We start from the raw sequence: 16,001 nt of genomic DNA, 5'->3' as shown, positions 1-16,001 counted from the left end.
TTTTTACTCCGTTAACGCAAACGCCCGCGCACAGTTTTACGCGCGGCGCCTGCCATTTTAATCAGGTTTTGTGAACTGTGAGCATGACATAAGGCAACGGCGAGTGCATCTGCGGCATCTTCCTGAGGGCAACGCTGCAGATTCAGTAACGCCATCACCATATGCTGAACCTGAGACTTTTCTGCACCACCGTTACCCACCACAGACTGTTTAATTTGTCGCGCTGAATACTCCGCTACCGGAAGCTCTGCACGTGCGGCAGCTACTATCGCCGCCCCTCGCGCCTGCCCAAGCTTTAAGGCGGAATCCGGGTTCTTTGCCATGAACACTTGCTCTATTGCGAATTCGTTCGGCTTAAACTGAGTAATGAGTTCACTGACGCTGTCATGAATGCGACGCAGCTTTTCCGCCAGGGTTAAAGGCTCTTTAGTGGTACCAATAACCTTTATACAACCACTACCAAGGTAATTCAGCTGCCGTCCGCGCTGCTCTATAACGCCGTAGCCGGTCAGTCTCGAACCCGGGTCGATACCCAGAATAATCGCCACTTAGTCGTCCAGTCGCGCAATGATCTCATCAGAGATATCGGCATTGTGATAAACGTTTTGCACGTCGTCTAAGTCTTCCAGCGCATCCAACAGTTTTAAAAAGGTTCGTGCGGATTCCTCATCCAAATCAACGCGAGTGTCAGGAACCTGAGTCACTTCAGCGTTGCTGGCTTCCAATCCTTTTGCATCCAGAGCATCTTTAACTGCACCGAAGTTCTCCGGTGATGTAATGACATCGATACTCCCTTCTTCATAAGCAAGGATATCTTCCGCGCCAGCTTCCAGCGCCGGTTCCATAACCTGTTCTTCGGTCACACCGTCAGCATAGCTAATAACGCCCTTCTTATTAAATAAGTAGGCGACAGAGCCGTCGGTACCCAAGTTACCGCCTAACTTACTGAACGCGTGGCGAACATCTGACACCGTCCGGTTTCGGTTATCGGTCATGCATTCAAGCAGGACAGCCACGCCGTTGGGGCCATAACCTTCATAAGTCAACTCATCAACGTTATCGCCTTCGAGATCACCCGAACCGCGTTTGACCGCAGTATCTATGGTGTCGCGCTTCATATTATTGGATAAGGCTTTATCGATAGCCGCACGTAAACGCGGGTTGGTTTCAGGGTCTCCGCCACCTTCGCGGGCAGAGACCGTTATTTCACGAATTAACTTGGTAAAAATTTTGCCGCGCTTAGCGTCCTGCGCGGCTTTCCGGTGCTTAATATTAGACCATTTGGAATGACCAGCCATATGTCACCTCTGTTGATTACTTGTCTTCCTTCACAATACTTTTTACGCCCAGCTCTTGCAATGCTGCCGGGTTCGCTGCGCCAGGCGCATCGGTCAGAACACAAGCTGCGGTGGTTGTTTTCGGGAAGGCGATAACGTCACGAATAGAGCTTGCGCCAACCATTAACATCACCAGGCGGTCTAAACCAAAAGCTAAACCTGCATGTGGTGGCGTGCCGTACTTCAATGCTTCCAGCAGGAAGCCAAATTTTTCCTGCGCTTCGTCTTTTTCAATACCTAACACTTCAAACACCGCTTGCTGCATTGCGTTTTCGTGGATACGAACCGAACCACCACCTAACTCAACACCATTCAACACCATATCGTAGGCGTTTGAAATAGCGGCTGCCGGGTTAGCTTTTAGCTCCTCGGGAGTCACATTGACCGGTGCGGTGAACGGGTGGTGTAACGCGGCCAGACTGCCGTCGTCTGCAACTTCGAACATTGGGAAGTCTACAACCCATAGCGGTTTCCACTCGTTACTGACCAGTTCAAAGTCTTTACCTAACTTCAGGCGTAAAGCACCCAAAGCTTCAGCAACAACGTTCGCTTTATCGGCACCAAAGAACAGGACATCGCCAGTTTGCGCTTTAGTGCGCTCTAATAATGGCTCAATCACTTCGTCCGGCAGGAACTTAAGAACAGGTGACTGCAAGCCTTCCCGGCCTGCACTGCGGTCGTTTACTTTAATCCAGGCCAAACCTTTCGCGCCATAAATGCCGACAAATTGTGTGTATTCGTCAATCATCTTGCGTGAAACGTTTTCAGCCTGCCCTGGTAAACGAATGGCTGCAACGCGGCCTTCTTCGTCATTCGCCGGGCCAGAAAAGACTTTAAACTCAACGTCTTTTAAAACATCAGCAACATCAACCAGCTCTAATGGGTTACGCAGGTCGGGTTTGTCACTACCAAAACGGCGCATGGCTTCGTGCCAGGTCATGCTCGGGAATTCACCTAAGTCCACATCAAGTAGTTGCTTGAAGAGGTCACGAGCCATTTGCTCGGTAATTTCCATGACCTGCTCAGCGCTCATAAACGAGGTTTCGATATCTATCTGAGTGAATTCAGGTTGGCGGTCAGCGCGTAAATCTTCGTCGCGGAAGCATTTAACAATTTGATAGTAGCGATCAAAACCCGACATCATCAGCAGCTGTTTAAACAACTGAGGGCTTTGTGGCAGCGCGAAAAAGCGTCCTTTATGAGTACGGCTTGGCACCAGGTAGTCGCGCGCGCCTTCCGGCGTTGCTCGCGTTAACATTGGCGTTTCTATATCTAAGAAGCCGTTGTCATCAAAAAAGCGACGTACTGCGCTGGTTACTTTCGCCCGGAACTGCAGTTTTTCGTTCATTTGTGGACGACGCAAATCAAGGTAGCGGTAACGCAAGCGCGCTTCTTCACTCACCTGCTGATTAAAGTCGATAGGAAGCGGCTCAGAGCGGCTTAGAATTTCTAAGTCGGTAGCCAGCAGTTCAACTTCGCCGGTTGCCATGTTTTTGTTTACCTGACTTTCCGGCCGACGGTTAACTTTACCGCTTAAGCGCACGCAGAATTCCTGACGCAGGCTGTTTGCTGTCTCAAATAACGCTTTTTGGTCCGGGTCAAAAACAACCTGCAACAGCCCTTCACGGTCGCGCAAATCGATGAAAATTAAGCCGCCTAAGTCCCGGCGTTTATTTACCCAACCACATAACGTGACTTCTTGTCCCGCTAATTCAGCATTTATTTGTCCACAGTAATGAGTTCGCATGCGCGTTTATCCTGCTAGCTGTTGCAATGAATGTTTTTACGAAGCGCAACATTATAGCGGACTGACGACGAATGTCATCCGTCGTCGCCAGCCAGACGCACATCATTTTTACCCGCGACTTTTGCCCGGTACATAGCTTTGTCCGCAGAGCGAAGCAAATCGTCAGTATTGGTACCGTTCTTAGGGTAAATAGCAACGCCAATGGATACACTAATTTCCAACTGTTGCTTTTTCACTTTATAAGGCTTGGCCAACTGCACAACCAATTTACGAGACACTGCCAGTGATGAACCGACACTGTTCGCTGTTGGCAGCAGGATAACGAATTCATCACCACCATGACGGCATACCGTATCTGAACGCCTTAATAAAGTGCCCATTCGGTGTGCAGCCTGAATTAAGAGCTCATCGCCATAACTGTGCCCAAACTCGTCATTTATTTTCTTAAATCCATCGAGGTCTAGAAAAAGTACAGCAAAGGGTTTTCCCGTTCTTTCATTCTGACTGATGGTTTGCTCCAGACGATCCTGCATTAAGTTTCGGTTCGGCAATCCAGTCAATTCATCGTGCGTTGCAATATGCCGAATACGTCTTTCCGCTGCTTTACGCAATTTAATTTCCCGGCGTAATCGACTGTTCCAGATAGCAAAGCCAACAATAATGAGTAAAACGACAGAGCCAACTTTCATGGCAATATCAAGTAACTCTTTATTGCTCCAGCCCTGCTCTAACTGAAAACCGTACCATTTATTTTTTAGTTCATTACGCTCACTTTCAGTGACACTGTCAATGCCATGATTTAAAGCCATGACTATAGGTTGCCAGTCATCTCTCACCGCCAGGTAAAGCTCTTCGCCCTGCGCATCATCAATAACAGAAAGCTCGGAGCCCGGCAGCGGCCGTTCCTGCAACTCATGAACCAACAACGGCAGGCTATCAACATAATAATCAACCGCATTATTACGCAACAAATTCACACCTTCACGTATGCCGTCCACTTCAACGGTTTGAACGCTGCGAAGCTGCGCCAGCTGCGGCACAATGTTGTAACCTTCGACCACACCAATTTTGCTATCGGTTAACTGCTCCAGATTCAGACTGCCGCTGCTCAGTTGAGTGGTATTCATGGAAGCTACAGCCCAGGGCGTCGACCAGTAACTTTGGGTAAAATCCATAAACTGATTTCGTTCAACGGAGTAAGAAACGCTGGTCAGTACATCAATCTCTTTGTTTTTTATCGCCTCAAGGCAGTCACGCCAATGGCCGCAGGGCTTCCAGACTATTTTTGCCGAAATGTCCTGGGTAAACTTTTTAATTAAATCAACATCGAGCCCTATAGCTTTACCGTCTTTTATTGATACCAAAGGCTCCATCTGATCGGGCACACCTATACGCACCTCTTCATAGGCTTGGGTCCAGTTATCAGATTGGCCTGCATGACTATTAAAGACGGTTGTAGTAAAAGTGACAAAAATAGCACTTACTACACCTAAAGCTCGTTTCAATATTTTACCCTCCGCAGCAATAGCGCGGATTTTAGTCGAATATTGCCTGTGCGTCAGTAGCATTTATCGGTAAAATGCCTATTAATCTGAATTCTTTATCGAATAAAAGTAGCTTCTATGACGCAACATGACACGATATTTTCAAAGCCTTTGCCCAGCATCTCTGACTTCTGTTTTGACCAACAGGTTGTCGAAGTATTTCCTGACATGATTAACCGCTCGGTTCCGGGCTACTCCAGTATCTTACAGACCTTGCCACAAATTGTTAGCCGCTATGTTCAGCCTAATAGTCGCTTGTACGATCTAGGTTGTTCATTGGGCGCAGCGACCCTTGCTATACGTAAAGGGTGCGAGCAGACAGAAAACTGCAAAATTATTGGAATAGACAACTCTCAACCTATGATAGAGCGTGCGCAACTGCACCTGGATGGCTTTAAAAGCCAAATCCCGGTTGAACTTCACTGTCAGGATCTCGCCGAAACCGAAATTAAAAATGCGTCAGTGGTGGTACTAAACTTTACTTTGCAATTTATTAGCCAAGATAAAAGAGACGAGGTTATACAGAACATTTTTAATGGTATGAATAAAGGCGGCGCGCTATTAGTCGCGGAAAAAGTACGCCATCCGGATGAATCTATGAATGATCTGCTCATTGAACTGCACCATAATTTTAAACGAGCCAATGGTTACAGTGAACTTGAGATTAGCCAAAAACGAGCAGCAATCGAAAACGTAATGAAAGTTGATACATTGCAGGCTCATCAACAGCGTTTTCAAAAAGCAGGTTTTCAACACAGCTCGGTCTGGTTCCAGTGCTTTAACTTCGCCGCCATGCTGGCCGTTAAATAAGGGATATTATGGTTGATTTCAGTAAAGAACTTCGCGCACTTGTGCAAAGTCCACATAGCCAGTGGCTGGACACTCTGGCACCACAACTCACGGCCTTTAAGAATAACCCTCACGGGAACTTAAAACGCTGGCAGCGGGTTCTAACACAATTGCCAAACTTGACCGCAAAACACGTTAAATTGTCCGATACCGTGCAGATAGGCGAAGCCGATGAAGCCTCTGATGCCGACAGGGCTCGCTTAACCGGCCTGCTCCAGCAGTTACAACCCTGGCGTAAAGGCCCCTTTGATTTATTCGGCGTTTTTATCGATACAGAATGGCGCTCTGATTGGAAATGGCAACGCGTAGCACCACATTTAGATGACTTAAACGGCCGTCAGGTACTGGACGTTGGCTGCGGTAGCGGGTACCACTTATGGCGGATGCTGGAAGCCGGCGCCGAGCAAGTTTGGGGAATTGACCCGGGCGAACTCTTTCTCATGCAATTCAGAGCCATTAGCCAGTTAATGCCTTTGTCGTGGCAGCAGCGGGCACATTTTTTCCCGGTTGGTATTGAACATATGCCGGAACTTAAAAGCTTCGACACCGTATTTAGTATGGGTGTGCTTTATCATCGCCGTTCACCTGTCGAGTTTTTACAGCAACTGAAATCTTTAATCCGTCCGGGCGGGCAACTGGTTTTAGAAACCATTGTTGTGGAAGGCGATGAAACCACCGTCATGATGCCTGGCGAGCGTTACGCGCAAATGCGTAACGTCTGGTTTTTGCCCAGCGCCAGTGCCTTGTCTGTCTGGCTAGAGCGATTAGGTTTCAAAGACATTTCGATAGTTGACCATAATACAACCTCAATGGAAGAGCAGCGGCGCACAGATTGGATGACTGGAGAGTCATTAGCCGATTTTCTTGATCCAAATGACAGAAATAAGACTATTGAAGGTTACCAGGCACCAATTCGAGCAGTGATTACCGCTCGGGTTTAGCCCTACCGGAGTGGAATCAAGATGAGTGTTTACCGACCTAAATCGACCATTGAGCAATGGCGTATCCTGCAAGCTGTTGTTGACTGTGGTGGTTACGCGCACGCAGCTGAAGCACTGAACAAAAGCCAGTCGTCGCTCAATCACGCGGTTGCCAAACTGCAACAAGTGGTAGGCGTACAGTTATTGGAAGTCAGAGGCCGAAAAGCTCACCTAACCGCGGCAGGTGAAGTTTTGCTTCGCCGATCACGTCAGTTAACCAACCTGACTGAAGAAATAGAACAATTGGCTGATAACCTGGAGCAAGGCTGGGAGCCGGAAGTTAAACTCGCCTTAGAGATGGCATTTGACCGCAGCCAGTTGATTCCTGTGCTGAATGAGTTCCAACAGCTGAGTCGTGGCAGTCGCCTGATTATCAACGATACCGTACTTACCGGCACCGTCGAGCAAATTCAGGAACAAACCGCTGATGTCGTTATTACGCATCACCTGCCTCGCGGCTTTATCGGAGAACCCATAGGTCAGTACAGTATGGGTTTGGTTTGTCACCCTGAACACCCGCTGGCAAAACTGGAACAACCTATTAACCAGAACGAGCTGTCTCAATATTTGCAAATAGTCATTCAGGATACCGGCAGCCAGCCGGTAGAAGACGAAGGCTGGTTAAAAGCCGAGCAACGCTGGACTGTCAGCCATTTTGATGAAGCTCTCAGACTGATTCGTAACGGATTAGGTTTTTGCTGGTTGCCAGGCTACATCGCTCAGGAAGATTTAGATTCTGGCAGACTCGCTCAAATAGAAGTTGAGGGAAGCAGTTCGCGCAAAGGCAGTCTGTATATGGTATTACCCAAAGCAGAACTAACCGGACCTTGTGCAAAAACCTTGTCGGAACTGATACTCAAGTACCAGTCCCGTTAAAAGGCCTTTATTTCAGAGACTGAATGTAGGCTTTCATGTCGGCGCCCAAATCCGGGTGTCGCAAAGCATGTTCAACAAAGGCCTGAGCGTACCCTAGTTTGTTACCACAGTCGTGGCTCTTACCTTTCATGTAATACGCATTAACCGGTTGTTTTTCCAGCAGCATTGCCATGGCATCAGTCAACTGAATTTCGTTGCCGGCACCCACCGGAGTCTGCTCCAGCAGCGGCCATAAATCAGCTGAGAAGACATAGCGCCCAACTACGGCTAAATCTGACGGTGCTTCTTCAACTGACGGCTTTTCAACCAGCTGAGTAATACCAGCCTGTTCGCCCGGACTCAACTCCGCACCATTAATATCCGCAATGCCATACTTACTGACGTCTTGCTGCGGAACTTTTTCAACCATGACTTGCGAATGCCCGCTTGCTTCAAAGTTTTTCACCATTTCAGCTAAGTTATCGCGATTCAGTTTGCAGCTGGCTTCATCAACCAGAACGTCAGGTAATACGACAGCAAAAGGCTCATCTCCAATTAATGGGCGGGCGCACAGAACAGCGTGCCCCAGGCCTTTTGCAACACCCTGACGAACATGCATAATCGTGGTTTTTTCAGGACAAATGGCTTTCACTTCAGCCAGCAGTTGGCGCTTTACCCGCTGCTCCAGAGTCGTTTCCAGCTCAAAGCTCGTGTCAAAGTGATTTTCTATCGAGTTCTTACTTGAGTGAGTGACCAGAATGACATCGGTCAAACCTGCAGCGGCGCATTCCTCAACAATGTATTGGATAAGTGGGCGATCGACCAATGGCAACATTTCTTTCGGAATGGCTTTGGTAGCAGGTAACATCCGAGTTCCGAGCCCGGCTACTGGAATAACGACTTTTTTGACCATAACAGCTGTCCTTAAATTCTGTTCACTTCAGAAGCGCAAGTTTATAACCTTTTCCCATGTTATAATGCAACCCAATTAACAAAATTCAAATGAAAGACTGACTATGGCTTTATATTTTTCTTCGCGTCACATTCCTCAACTGTCTAAGTACAGCTTTACTCAGCGAGCTATGATTTTATCAATGGCACAGGAAAAAATGCCGGTACCACGCCGCCTCATTTGTAATATGGCTAAATTGGTGCCTATTTGTCTTATTTTCTTCTTTATTGTAGAGGTCGAAGGTTGGTGGAAAGTTCCGGCTTTATTAGCGGCAGGTATTGGTTACCCACTATTTACACAACCCATTAATCTGAATATGTCACTGCCATACCTTGATAAAGCCATCAAACAGTTTGAGGCACAGCCGTCACAATAAGCTCTGTGTTCTCGTACCCGCAATGCAACTTATGTAAATGTTCTATGCGGTGCTCACGAAAATTGGCGTGCTGCCAGATACCTAACGCTAAGTCGGGTTTTGCTCCCGGCTCTGGCTCAAATTTATCTCCAGCCTGAGCCCATAACCAACTATGTTTAGCTGTATCAACAACGCCCACCAATGCATCAAAAGCGGTTCTCACCTGCGAATGACAAAGCTCGTGATTCAAATGCTGTAATAACACCCCGGGCGCAAGCAAGGTATTATCGTGTCCGGACAAATGCTGGCGAATAAGCGGGTCAATAAGAGTTTTCAATACCAGTAAGGGCAGCAGATTCTGCTCAGTTGCATTTTGCGCAGCAGCCATAATTACTAAAACCCTGCCTTCGGTTAAAGGCCGATAATCAATCCAGATCGGAGCCTTCCCTGAGTCATTAATGGAACAATTAAATTGGTAGCCATTAAGGTTTAATGGCCCGTCCGGCAGCAACTCCTCAACCAACCGTCCAACGATAACGTCGTCCTGATACAAAATATCAATATGTGCGTCCAGTTCCCACACATCGTGAAGATAGGTTTCTTCCAACTGGTAACGTTGCAGGCAATTCTCGATAGCGTTTTCAATCACACTAAGGTTTTGCACAGGTTTAACCAGATAATCCCACGCACCAAGGCGAACAGCCTCACGGATATCGGACATCTTTTCAGACGCGGAGATGACAATAATTGGAATTTGAGTACAAACTTTAAGCAGTTTCTCGATGACTTCAAGGCCATCAATGTCGGGTAGTTTTAAATCGCACAACACAATGTCCGGACATTCTTCCTGACAAAGCTTTATACCTTGCTTACCATTATCTGCACAACACACATCATACCCGCTATTTACCAGATACTGTCTGACGACAGACTGAAATACCGGATCGTCTTCAATTAATGCGATGTGCGCTCGGGGCATTGTCACTTCTTAGTTATGACTCATGCCCTAAGCATTGTTCAGGAATGGCTAATCGTCAATAAGACTCATCGACTCATTCGTCGTAATCATCGAAGTCTTCGTCGAAGTCATCGTCAAAGTCATCAAAGTTTTCTTCTTCAATCGGCGGGTTACCATCAAACACTTGATCCTGCCAGCGCTGATAATAAACGTCTTTAACAAAAGAGTAAGGGTCCAGGGAGTTTTCCAGTACTTGCTCCTGATCACGCAAGCGCAGACGCAGTTCCAGCCCTTTTATGGCGTAACGAGCCAAATCTACCGGCCAACTTAACAACGGGTATGGAAAATATTGACCATCGGCATAGTCGCCCCCCCGGTCTACGACAACGGTTGGGCCCAAAAGCGGCAACATCAAATAAGGGCCTTCCGGCACGCCCCAGACCGCTAAGGTCTGACCGAAACTTTCTTCGCGCTTGGTAAGACCCATGGGAGTTGCCACATCGAACAGACCGACTAAACCCACGGTGGAGTTGACAACAAAACGCCCCAGTGAAATGCCAGCATCGGCAACTTTCCATTGCAGCAAGTTATTCACAAAAGATGAAGGTTCATCAAGGTTCTCGACTGCATTGTATAATGAGTTTCGAATTGGCTGAGGAACATATTCATAGGTTTCAGCGGCAGGTTTTAACACCGCCTTATCAACATCACGGTTAAACTCCCACATATCGCGGTTAAAATCTTCAAACGGGTCACGTGGGTCGGCATAAGGGTCTTCAGGTGTCGATGAACACCCGACCATAAACAGGGAAAGTAGTATTAAAAAACCATATTTTTTCATTCGTCAATCCGGGTCGATAAAGTCAAAGTTAATTCGGTTGAACCGTCAGCTTGTATAGCGACAGTCTCAGCTTCCAGATCACCCATCTGGCGATCGATTTTTTCATCCTGCGAAATACGTGCATGCACCAGCCACTCGTCAAGGTCACTCAACTTATAATCCGGTAACATGGCATTACTATTCGACAAGGTCACAGTCATAGGAAACTCACTCACGGGCTGCCGGACAACCGCCGCAGGCATAGGCTGTTCTGAGCCTGTAACGTAAACAAAAACTGTACCTTCAGCAGGCAAGTAACGACGCATTTCATCACTTAGCTTAACAGTAACCTTTAGCTCAACTTCAGATTTTTCCTGCTGGCTCTTTGCATTTTCCAGCGCGTTAACAACTGCCTGATACCTACTGGAGTTTTCTGGTAAACGCTGTTTTAATAATTGCCATGCATTAATAGCCTGTTCCCAGTCCTGACGCTCGAAGGCCACAAAACCCAGTAATGATAAAGCTTCGATATTGTCGGGCTCCTGTTGCAACGCATGGGCTAGCATACGAGCCGCTTTAGGCTGCCCGCCTTCCGTTCCCGACATTAATAAAAACCGGCTGTAACTGACTAAGGTGTTCACTCTGTCAGGCTCAAGTTCCAGAGCTTTCTGAAAAGCTTCATCGGCGTCTTCACCTGCTCCCAGATCAACCATTAACCCAGCATAAATCCACCAGGCAACCGCGTCATCCGGTTCCCGCATCAGCTTTTGCCGTAAACCCAACGCAAAGGTATTTAAGTCTTCGCGGCTGGCTTGCTGGTTTTGTTGCTGCAACAATCTTTTCCCCAGCTCAGGTAACTGCTCGCGTGCATCTTCAGCCTGCAATTGTAACTGCCAACTGCCAAATGCCCAATAAAGGCCTGAGGATATAACCACCAAAAGTATCACCGGCACAATCACAGGTGCTCTTTGCCAGTTAACGCTTTCTTCAACATCCTGACTGTCATTCAAAAAGGTTTTATCCAGCTCCTGCTTTGCATGCTGATAATCTTCTTCCGGAAGACCGTGCTGAGAGCGCTCTTCTTTAAGCTCTGACAAACGTTGTTCGTACCAGCGTTGATTTTCATCCTGACGTTTCTGATAACGTCTTTGCTTTCCTGTAGCAAGAAATACGAACACTACTGCAACGAGCAACATCAACAACATTAGTAACCATAAACTACTCATCGCCCGACTTCCTCAATTGCTGTAAACGCTCTCGTTCTTGTGGTGTTAATTCAACCGCCGCTTTTTTCTTGCGAGTCAAGCCAATGGCTACACCAATGCCAATAACAACTATCAGTAAAGGGCCCCACCAAAGAATACTGGTAGCCGTTGTAAAAGGTGGCTGGTAATGCACAAAATCGCCATAGCGGGCGACCATAAACTGAATAATTTCTTCGCGTGACTTGCCCTCTTTTAACATCTGATAGCTACGATCACGCATATCTTCTGCCAGAGGCGCATTAGAATCGGCAATATTTTGATTCTGGCACTTGGGGCAACGTAACTCCTTGGTTAACTGCTGGTAGGTTGCACGCTGTTGTTCGCTGTCAAACTGGTAATTGTTCTCATTTTCTGCTGATGCCGTGGAAGTCAATACAAACACTGCGACAAAAGCTAATAGCAATGAACGGATCATTCGGCCTCCTCCAGCAATTGCTGGTAAATGCCTTGCAGTTGATTCGACCAGTTGCGTTCATTAACGTCACCCACATGGCGATAACGAATCACGCCCTTGTGGTCAATAAAATAGGTTTCTGGGGCACCGTAAACACCAAATTCAAACGCAACCTCGCCCTGCGGGTCAAATAAATTCACCGTGTAAGGGTCACCCAGTGTATTTAGCCAGTTAACGGCTTTTTCCCGGGAGTCGTCTTTATAGTTAAGGCCGACAATTGGTACACCTCTTGAGGCTAGCTCATTGAGAAACTCGTGCTCAGCGCGACAGGTTGGGCACCAGGTAGCCCAAACGTTAAGCAGCAAAGGGCCCTCGTGTAACACTGACTGGTCGTAAGTCACCTCGGTGTCATAAAGATCACTCACTTCAAACTGTGGCACCGGCTCATCAATTAACGCCGAATTCAGCTCGGTTGGGTCGCTGCCAAGGCCTTTAAGTAAAAAGCCCACCAAGCCGATGAATAAAACCAGCGGACCAAATAAGATAAACCAGCGAAACTTAGTCATTGGCCATCTCCTTTTTGCCACGCTTACGATAACGTTTATCAGCAAATGCCATAGCGCCACCTATTGCCATGATAATAGCGCCCAGCCAAACCCAGCGGACAAAGGGCTTGATATAGAAACGAATGGCCCAGGTTTCATCATCCAGCGGCTCGCCCATAGCAATATAGATATCGCGTAACAAACTCGCATCGAGCCCAACTTCGGTCATACTGGTGCGTTGTACCCGGTAAAAACGTTTCTCGCTGGTTAACTGCGTTACTTCCTGCCCGTCTTTGTAGACAGTAAATACTCCCTGATCGGCATCGTAGTTAGGTCCTTCCATATGCTGCAGGCTTTCGAACACGACGTTATAACCGATAACATCAACCGATTGCCCCGGCGCAAGCGCAATATCGCGCTCCTGCTCATAGTTTGAAACCAGGGTGATGCCGATAAGCGTTACGGCAAAACCTAAATGCCCCAGAACCATTCCCCAATGACTACCGGAAATTTTGGTCAGCCCGGCCCAACCCTGCTTGCGTTGTTTTACCGTTTGCTGGACTTCGGTCAGTGTAGCCAGAGCCACCCAGAACGCCAGAAACAGCGCAATAACCACCAACGCGGGTAATTCGTCGGCCCAAATCTTCGGCAGCGTGTAGGCCAGTATCAGCGCCAAAGAAAGTGCTAAGGCCAGCGGTTTCAGAAGTGGTTGCATAGCTTGTCTGCGCCAGCGCATTAAGGGTCCAAGACCCAGCATTAATGCAAATGGAATAACCAGCCAGCTATACAGCTCATTAAAGAAAGGTGCCCCAATAGAAATGGTACCCAGACCAATTTCTTTATGAACCAGAGGTAGCATGGTTCCCAGAAACACAACTATCATAGCCGCCATTAACAAGACATTGTTACCCAGCAGCATCACTTCTCGTGAAAGCAGTTCATAACGGCTGTAACTTTGCATCTTTCCGGCGCGCAGGCCGTAAAGAATAAGCGAACCGCCGACAACCAGCCCCAGCAGTATCAAAATAAACAAGCCTCGGGCGGGGTCGGTTGCAAACGCATGCACTGACACTAAAACGCCGGAACGTACCAAAAAGGTGCCTAATAAGCTCAAACTGAAAGCGGATATAGCCAGCAATACCGTCCAGGACTTAAAGCTGCCACGTTTTTCAGTTACGGCAAGGGAGTGCAGTAATGCCGTTCCTACCAGCCATGGCATAAAGCTCGCATTTTCAACTGGGTCCCAGAACCACCAGCCACCCCAGCCAAGTTCGTAATATGCCCACCAGCTACCAATGGCAATACCCAGTGTCAGAAAAATCCATGCCGCGAGAGTCCAGGGACGAGACCAACGTGCCCAGGCTGCATCAAGCTTGCCGGACAATAAAGCAGCAATAGCAAAAGCAAAAGCGACAGAGAAGCCGACGTAGCCCATATACAGCAACGGCGGATGAATGATCATTCCCGGGTCTTGCAGCAACGGATTGAGATCGCGACCGTCAACAGGAATGAGAGGCAAACTGGGATCAAAGGGGTTCGAAACCGTTAGCATAAACAAATAGAAGCCAATGCTGACCAGCCCCAGAATGGCAAGCACCCGGGCTATCATCGGCAATGGCATAGAGCGGGAAAATATCGCAACTGCGGCTATCCAGCCTGCCTGCATTAGCATCCAGAGAAGAAAAGAGCCCTCATGTGACCCCCACACCGCGGTAACCCGATACGCAACCGGTAGCTGACTATTCGAGTTTGCCGCAACATAAGCAATACTAAAGTCGTTACTGACAAAGCCCCAGACTAATAAAGCAAAAGCGATAGCGGTAAAGAAAAACTGGCCATAGGCAAACGGCCGGGCTAAAGCCATCATGCCGCCGTTTCCTTTCGCCGCTCCCCATAAAGGATAAACCGCCAGTAATACAGAAAAGGCCAGCGCAATCGCTATGGCAAGATGTCCTGCTTCAGCAATCATTGCCCTTCACCTTTTTCAACTGTATTTGGGTTTACATGTTTGATGCCTTTCATCTGCTCTGCCAGTTCCGGCGGCATATATTCTTCGTCGTGCTTGGCCAAAACTTCACTGGCTTTTAACACGGTAGGTTCAATCAGTTCTCCCTGAGCAACAATACCTTGTCCCTCGCGGAATAAATCCGGCAAAATCCCCTGATATAACACAGTGACTTCGGGGCCAATGTCTGTAATTTTAAAGGAAACTTCTAAAGTTTCGCGGTCACGCTCTACCGAACCTTCAACCACCATACCGCCAACTCGCATCCGCTGGCCAACCTGAGGTTTTTGTTTATCCTTGCCCTTGCCTTCAACCAGTTCCGTCGGTGTATAAAACAGATCGATGCTTTGACTCAATGCATACAGCATCAGTCCCGTTGCTACCGAAACCCCAATCACTAAAATAGCGACCCAGGTTAAGCGTTGTTTACGTCTTGGGTTCATTACCGTCTCCTACTGCTGCACGGTTGGCTGTGCGTCTGGCTAAGCGCTGTTGACGCTGTTGTAACTGCCGGCTTTTCTTAACCAACTGTCGTTTTGCCAATAAAGTTTCTAAAGCAACTCCGGCAAGAACAACAAAACTTAAAAAGAATGACAACCAGACATAAAGTCCGTACCCACCCATAGCAACGAAGTCAGTAAAACTGTCAAAAGCCATTAGTCTTGCTCCAGTCGTTGCTGTGCCCAGGTGCGGTGTAATTCGTGTCTTAGTATCTCATTTTTTAACCGCATCATCACCAAGGATACGGTTAAAAACGCGAAACCGGCCAAACAGATTAATAACGGAATTAGCATACTGGCCGCTATTGAAGGCCGTTCAAACTTGGTAATGGTCGCGCCCTGATGCAGAGTGTTCCACCATTCCACCGAAAAATGGATGATGGGCAAATTGATAACACCCACTAAAGATAAAATAGCCGCAGCCTTGGCACCGGTTCTGGCGTCATCGAAAGCAAAATACAAGGCCATAACGCCGACATAAAGAAACAACAAAATCAGTTCAGAGGTCAGCCGTGCATCCCATACCCACCAGGTTCCCCACATGGGTTTTCCCCAAATAGCCCCGGTTAACAAAGCAACAACTGTGAGTGCCGCACCAACCGGCGCAATTGCCGGAATAGCCCACTCTGCGGTCTTAATCTGCCAAATGAGTGCAATGCCTCCCATGATGGCCATACCCATATAAGCGCCCATAGAAAAAATCGCTGCAGGCACATGCAGGAAAATAATTCGGTAACTGTCACCTTGCTGATAATCTCCCGGAGCAAATGCCAGCCCCCAAATTACGCCGGTAATAAGAGTTACAAGCGTTAATGCCACAAACCATGGCAGCAGCTTTTGCAACAGGTTATAAGTTGCTTCGGGTTTTGCGTACGGATGTAACCATCGCCACATA

18 protein-coding genes are annotated in these 16,001 nt (G+C 47.8%); 4 read left to right on the top strand and 14 right to left on the bottom strand.

The window, feature by feature from the left end; translation table 11 throughout:
- Positions 1-11: 11 nt before the first annotated feature.
- The 4 genes from ruvC to DEU30_RS00445 all read right to left on the bottom strand — a co-directional run bounded on the left by ruvC (position 12) and on the right by DEU30_RS00445 (position 4,652).
- The gene (ruvC, locus tag DEU30_RS00460) at positions 12-548 is read right to left on the bottom strand and encodes a crossover junction endodeoxyribonuclease RuvC (protein ID WP_110012732.1); all 537 of its coding nucleotides are present in this window, start codon (positions 546-548) and stop codon (positions 12-14) included.
- Positions 549-1,298, bottom strand: a complete 750-nt coding sequence (locus DEU30_RS00455; protein WP_110012733.1) for a YebC/PmpR family DNA-binding transcriptional regulator — start codon at positions 1,296-1,298, stop codon at positions 549-551.
- A 16-nt stretch (positions 1,299-1,314) separates the two neighbouring features.
- Positions 1,315-3,084, bottom strand: coding sequence for an aspartate--tRNA ligase (aspS, locus tag DEU30_RS00450; RefSeq protein WP_114981590.1), 1,770 nt, complete (start codon positions 3,082-3,084; stop codon positions 1,315-1,317).
- A gap of 74 nt (positions 3,085-3,158) precedes the next feature.
- Positions 3,159-4,652 (bottom strand): diguanylate cyclase, encoded by a 1,494-nt coding sequence (locus DEU30_RS00445; protein ID WP_227016312.1) that lies wholly within the window; start codon positions 4,650-4,652, stop codon positions 3,159-3,161.
- A gap of 54 nt (positions 4,653-4,706) precedes the next feature.
- On the opposite strand from DEU30_RS00445, the gene cmoA reads away from it, so the two are divergent.
- From cmoA to DEU30_RS00430, 3 genes are read left to right on the top strand one after another with little or no spacing between them, the layout of a single operon-like run.
- The gene (cmoA, locus tag DEU30_RS00440) at positions 4,707-5,438 is read left to right on the top strand and encodes a carboxy-S-adenosyl-L-methionine synthase CmoA (protein WP_114981591.1); all 732 of its coding nucleotides are present in this window, start codon (positions 4,707-4,709) and stop codon (positions 5,436-5,438) included.
- 8 nt (positions 5,439-5,446) lie between these two features.
- Positions 5,447-6,418: a tRNA 5-methoxyuridine(34)/uridine 5-oxyacetic acid(34) synthase CmoB gene (gene cmoB, locus DEU30_RS00435; RefSeq protein ID WP_114981592.1), complete on the top strand. Its 972-nt coding sequence runs from the start codon at positions 5,447-5,449 to the stop codon at positions 6,416-6,418.
- A gap of 21 nt (positions 6,419-6,439) precedes the next feature.
- Positions 6,440-7,333, top strand: a complete 894-nt coding sequence (locus DEU30_RS00430; protein WP_114981593.1) for a LysR family transcriptional regulator — start codon at positions 6,440-6,442, stop codon at positions 7,331-7,333.
- Positions 7,334-7,340: 7 nt separating this feature from the next.
- Here DEU30_RS00430 and galU read toward each other — a convergent pair whose 3' ends face one another.
- Entirely contained in the window at positions 7,341-8,225 is an 885-nt protein-coding gene (gene galU / locus DEU30_RS00425) for a UTP--glucose-1-phosphate uridylyltransferase GalU (RefSeq protein WP_114981594.1), read from the bottom strand.
- 103 nt (positions 8,226-8,328) lie between these two features.
- Between galU and DEU30_RS00420 the strand changes: the two genes are divergently transcribed.
- On the top strand, positions 8,329-8,640 hold the full coding sequence (locus DEU30_RS00420) for a DUF6170 family protein (protein WP_114981595.1): 312 nt from the start codon (positions 8,329-8,331) through the stop codon (positions 8,638-8,640).
- On the opposite strand, the gene DEU30_RS00415 is transcribed toward DEU30_RS00420, so the two are convergent.
- From DEU30_RS00415 to DEU30_RS00375, 9 genes are all read right to left on the bottom strand, one after another.
- Positions 8,609-9,598 carry a response regulator gene (locus DEU30_RS00415; RefSeq protein ID WP_114981596.1) on the bottom strand — a complete coding sequence of 330 codons (990 nt, stop codon included), beginning with the start codon at positions 9,596-9,598 and terminating at the stop codon, positions 8,609-8,611. The genes DEU30_RS00420 and DEU30_RS00415 overlap by 32 nt on opposite strands.
- Before the next feature lie 73 nt (positions 9,599-9,671).
- Positions 9,672-10,418: a VacJ family lipoprotein gene (locus DEU30_RS00410; RefSeq protein WP_011234348.1), complete on the bottom strand. Its 747-nt coding sequence runs from the start codon at positions 10,416-10,418 to the stop codon at positions 9,672-9,674.
- A complete protein-coding gene (gene ccmI / locus DEU30_RS00405; protein WP_011234349.1) occupies positions 10,415-11,623 on the bottom strand; it encodes a c-type cytochrome biogenesis protein CcmI in 1,209 nt (402 codons plus the stop codon). The genes DEU30_RS00410 and ccmI overlap by 4 nt, the downstream gene beginning before the upstream one ends.
- Positions 11,616-12,077 carry a cytochrome c-type biogenesis protein gene (locus tag DEU30_RS00400; RefSeq protein ID WP_011234350.1) on the bottom strand — a complete coding sequence of 154 codons (462 nt, stop codon included), beginning with the start codon at positions 12,075-12,077 and terminating at the stop codon, positions 11,616-11,618. The genes ccmI and DEU30_RS00400 overlap by 8 nt, the downstream gene beginning before the upstream one ends.
- Positions 12,074-12,622, bottom strand: coding sequence for a DsbE family thiol:disulfide interchange protein (locus DEU30_RS00395; RefSeq protein WP_011234351.1), 549 nt, complete (start codon positions 12,620-12,622; stop codon positions 12,074-12,076). Before DEU30_RS00395 ends, DEU30_RS00400 begins: the two co-directional genes overlap by 4 nt.
- Positions 12,615-14,570, bottom strand: a complete 1,956-nt coding sequence (locus tag DEU30_RS00390) for a heme lyase CcmF/NrfE family subunit (RefSeq protein WP_114981597.1) — start codon at positions 14,568-14,570, stop codon at positions 12,615-12,617. Before DEU30_RS00390 ends, DEU30_RS00395 begins: the two co-directional genes overlap by 8 nt.
- Positions 14,567-15,049, bottom strand: a complete 483-nt coding sequence (gene ccmE / locus DEU30_RS00385; RefSeq protein WP_011234353.1) for a cytochrome c maturation protein CcmE — start codon at positions 15,047-15,049, stop codon at positions 14,567-14,569. The genes DEU30_RS00390 and ccmE overlap by 4 nt, the downstream gene beginning before the upstream one ends.
- Positions 15,033-15,263, bottom strand: a complete 231-nt coding sequence (gene ccmD / locus DEU30_RS00380) for a heme exporter protein CcmD (protein WP_011234354.1) — start codon at positions 15,261-15,263, stop codon at positions 15,033-15,035. Before ccmD ends, ccmE begins: the two co-directional genes overlap by 17 nt.
- Positions 15,263-16,000 (bottom strand): heme ABC transporter permease, encoded by a 738-nt coding sequence (locus DEU30_RS00375; protein WP_011234355.1) that lies wholly within the window; start codon positions 15,998-16,000, stop codon positions 15,263-15,265. The genes ccmD and DEU30_RS00375 overlap by 1 nt, the downstream gene beginning before the upstream one ends.
- Position 16,001: the final 1 nt, after the last annotated feature.

The sequence above is a fragment of the Idiomarina sp. 017G genome, assembly GCF_004362265.1.
GTDB lineage: Bacteria > Pseudomonadota > Gammaproteobacteria > Enterobacterales > Alteromonadaceae > Idiomarina > Idiomarina loihiensis.
The sequence above is the reverse complement of the archived record's forward strand: the minus strand, read 5'-3'. Positions and strand labels throughout refer to the sequence as shown.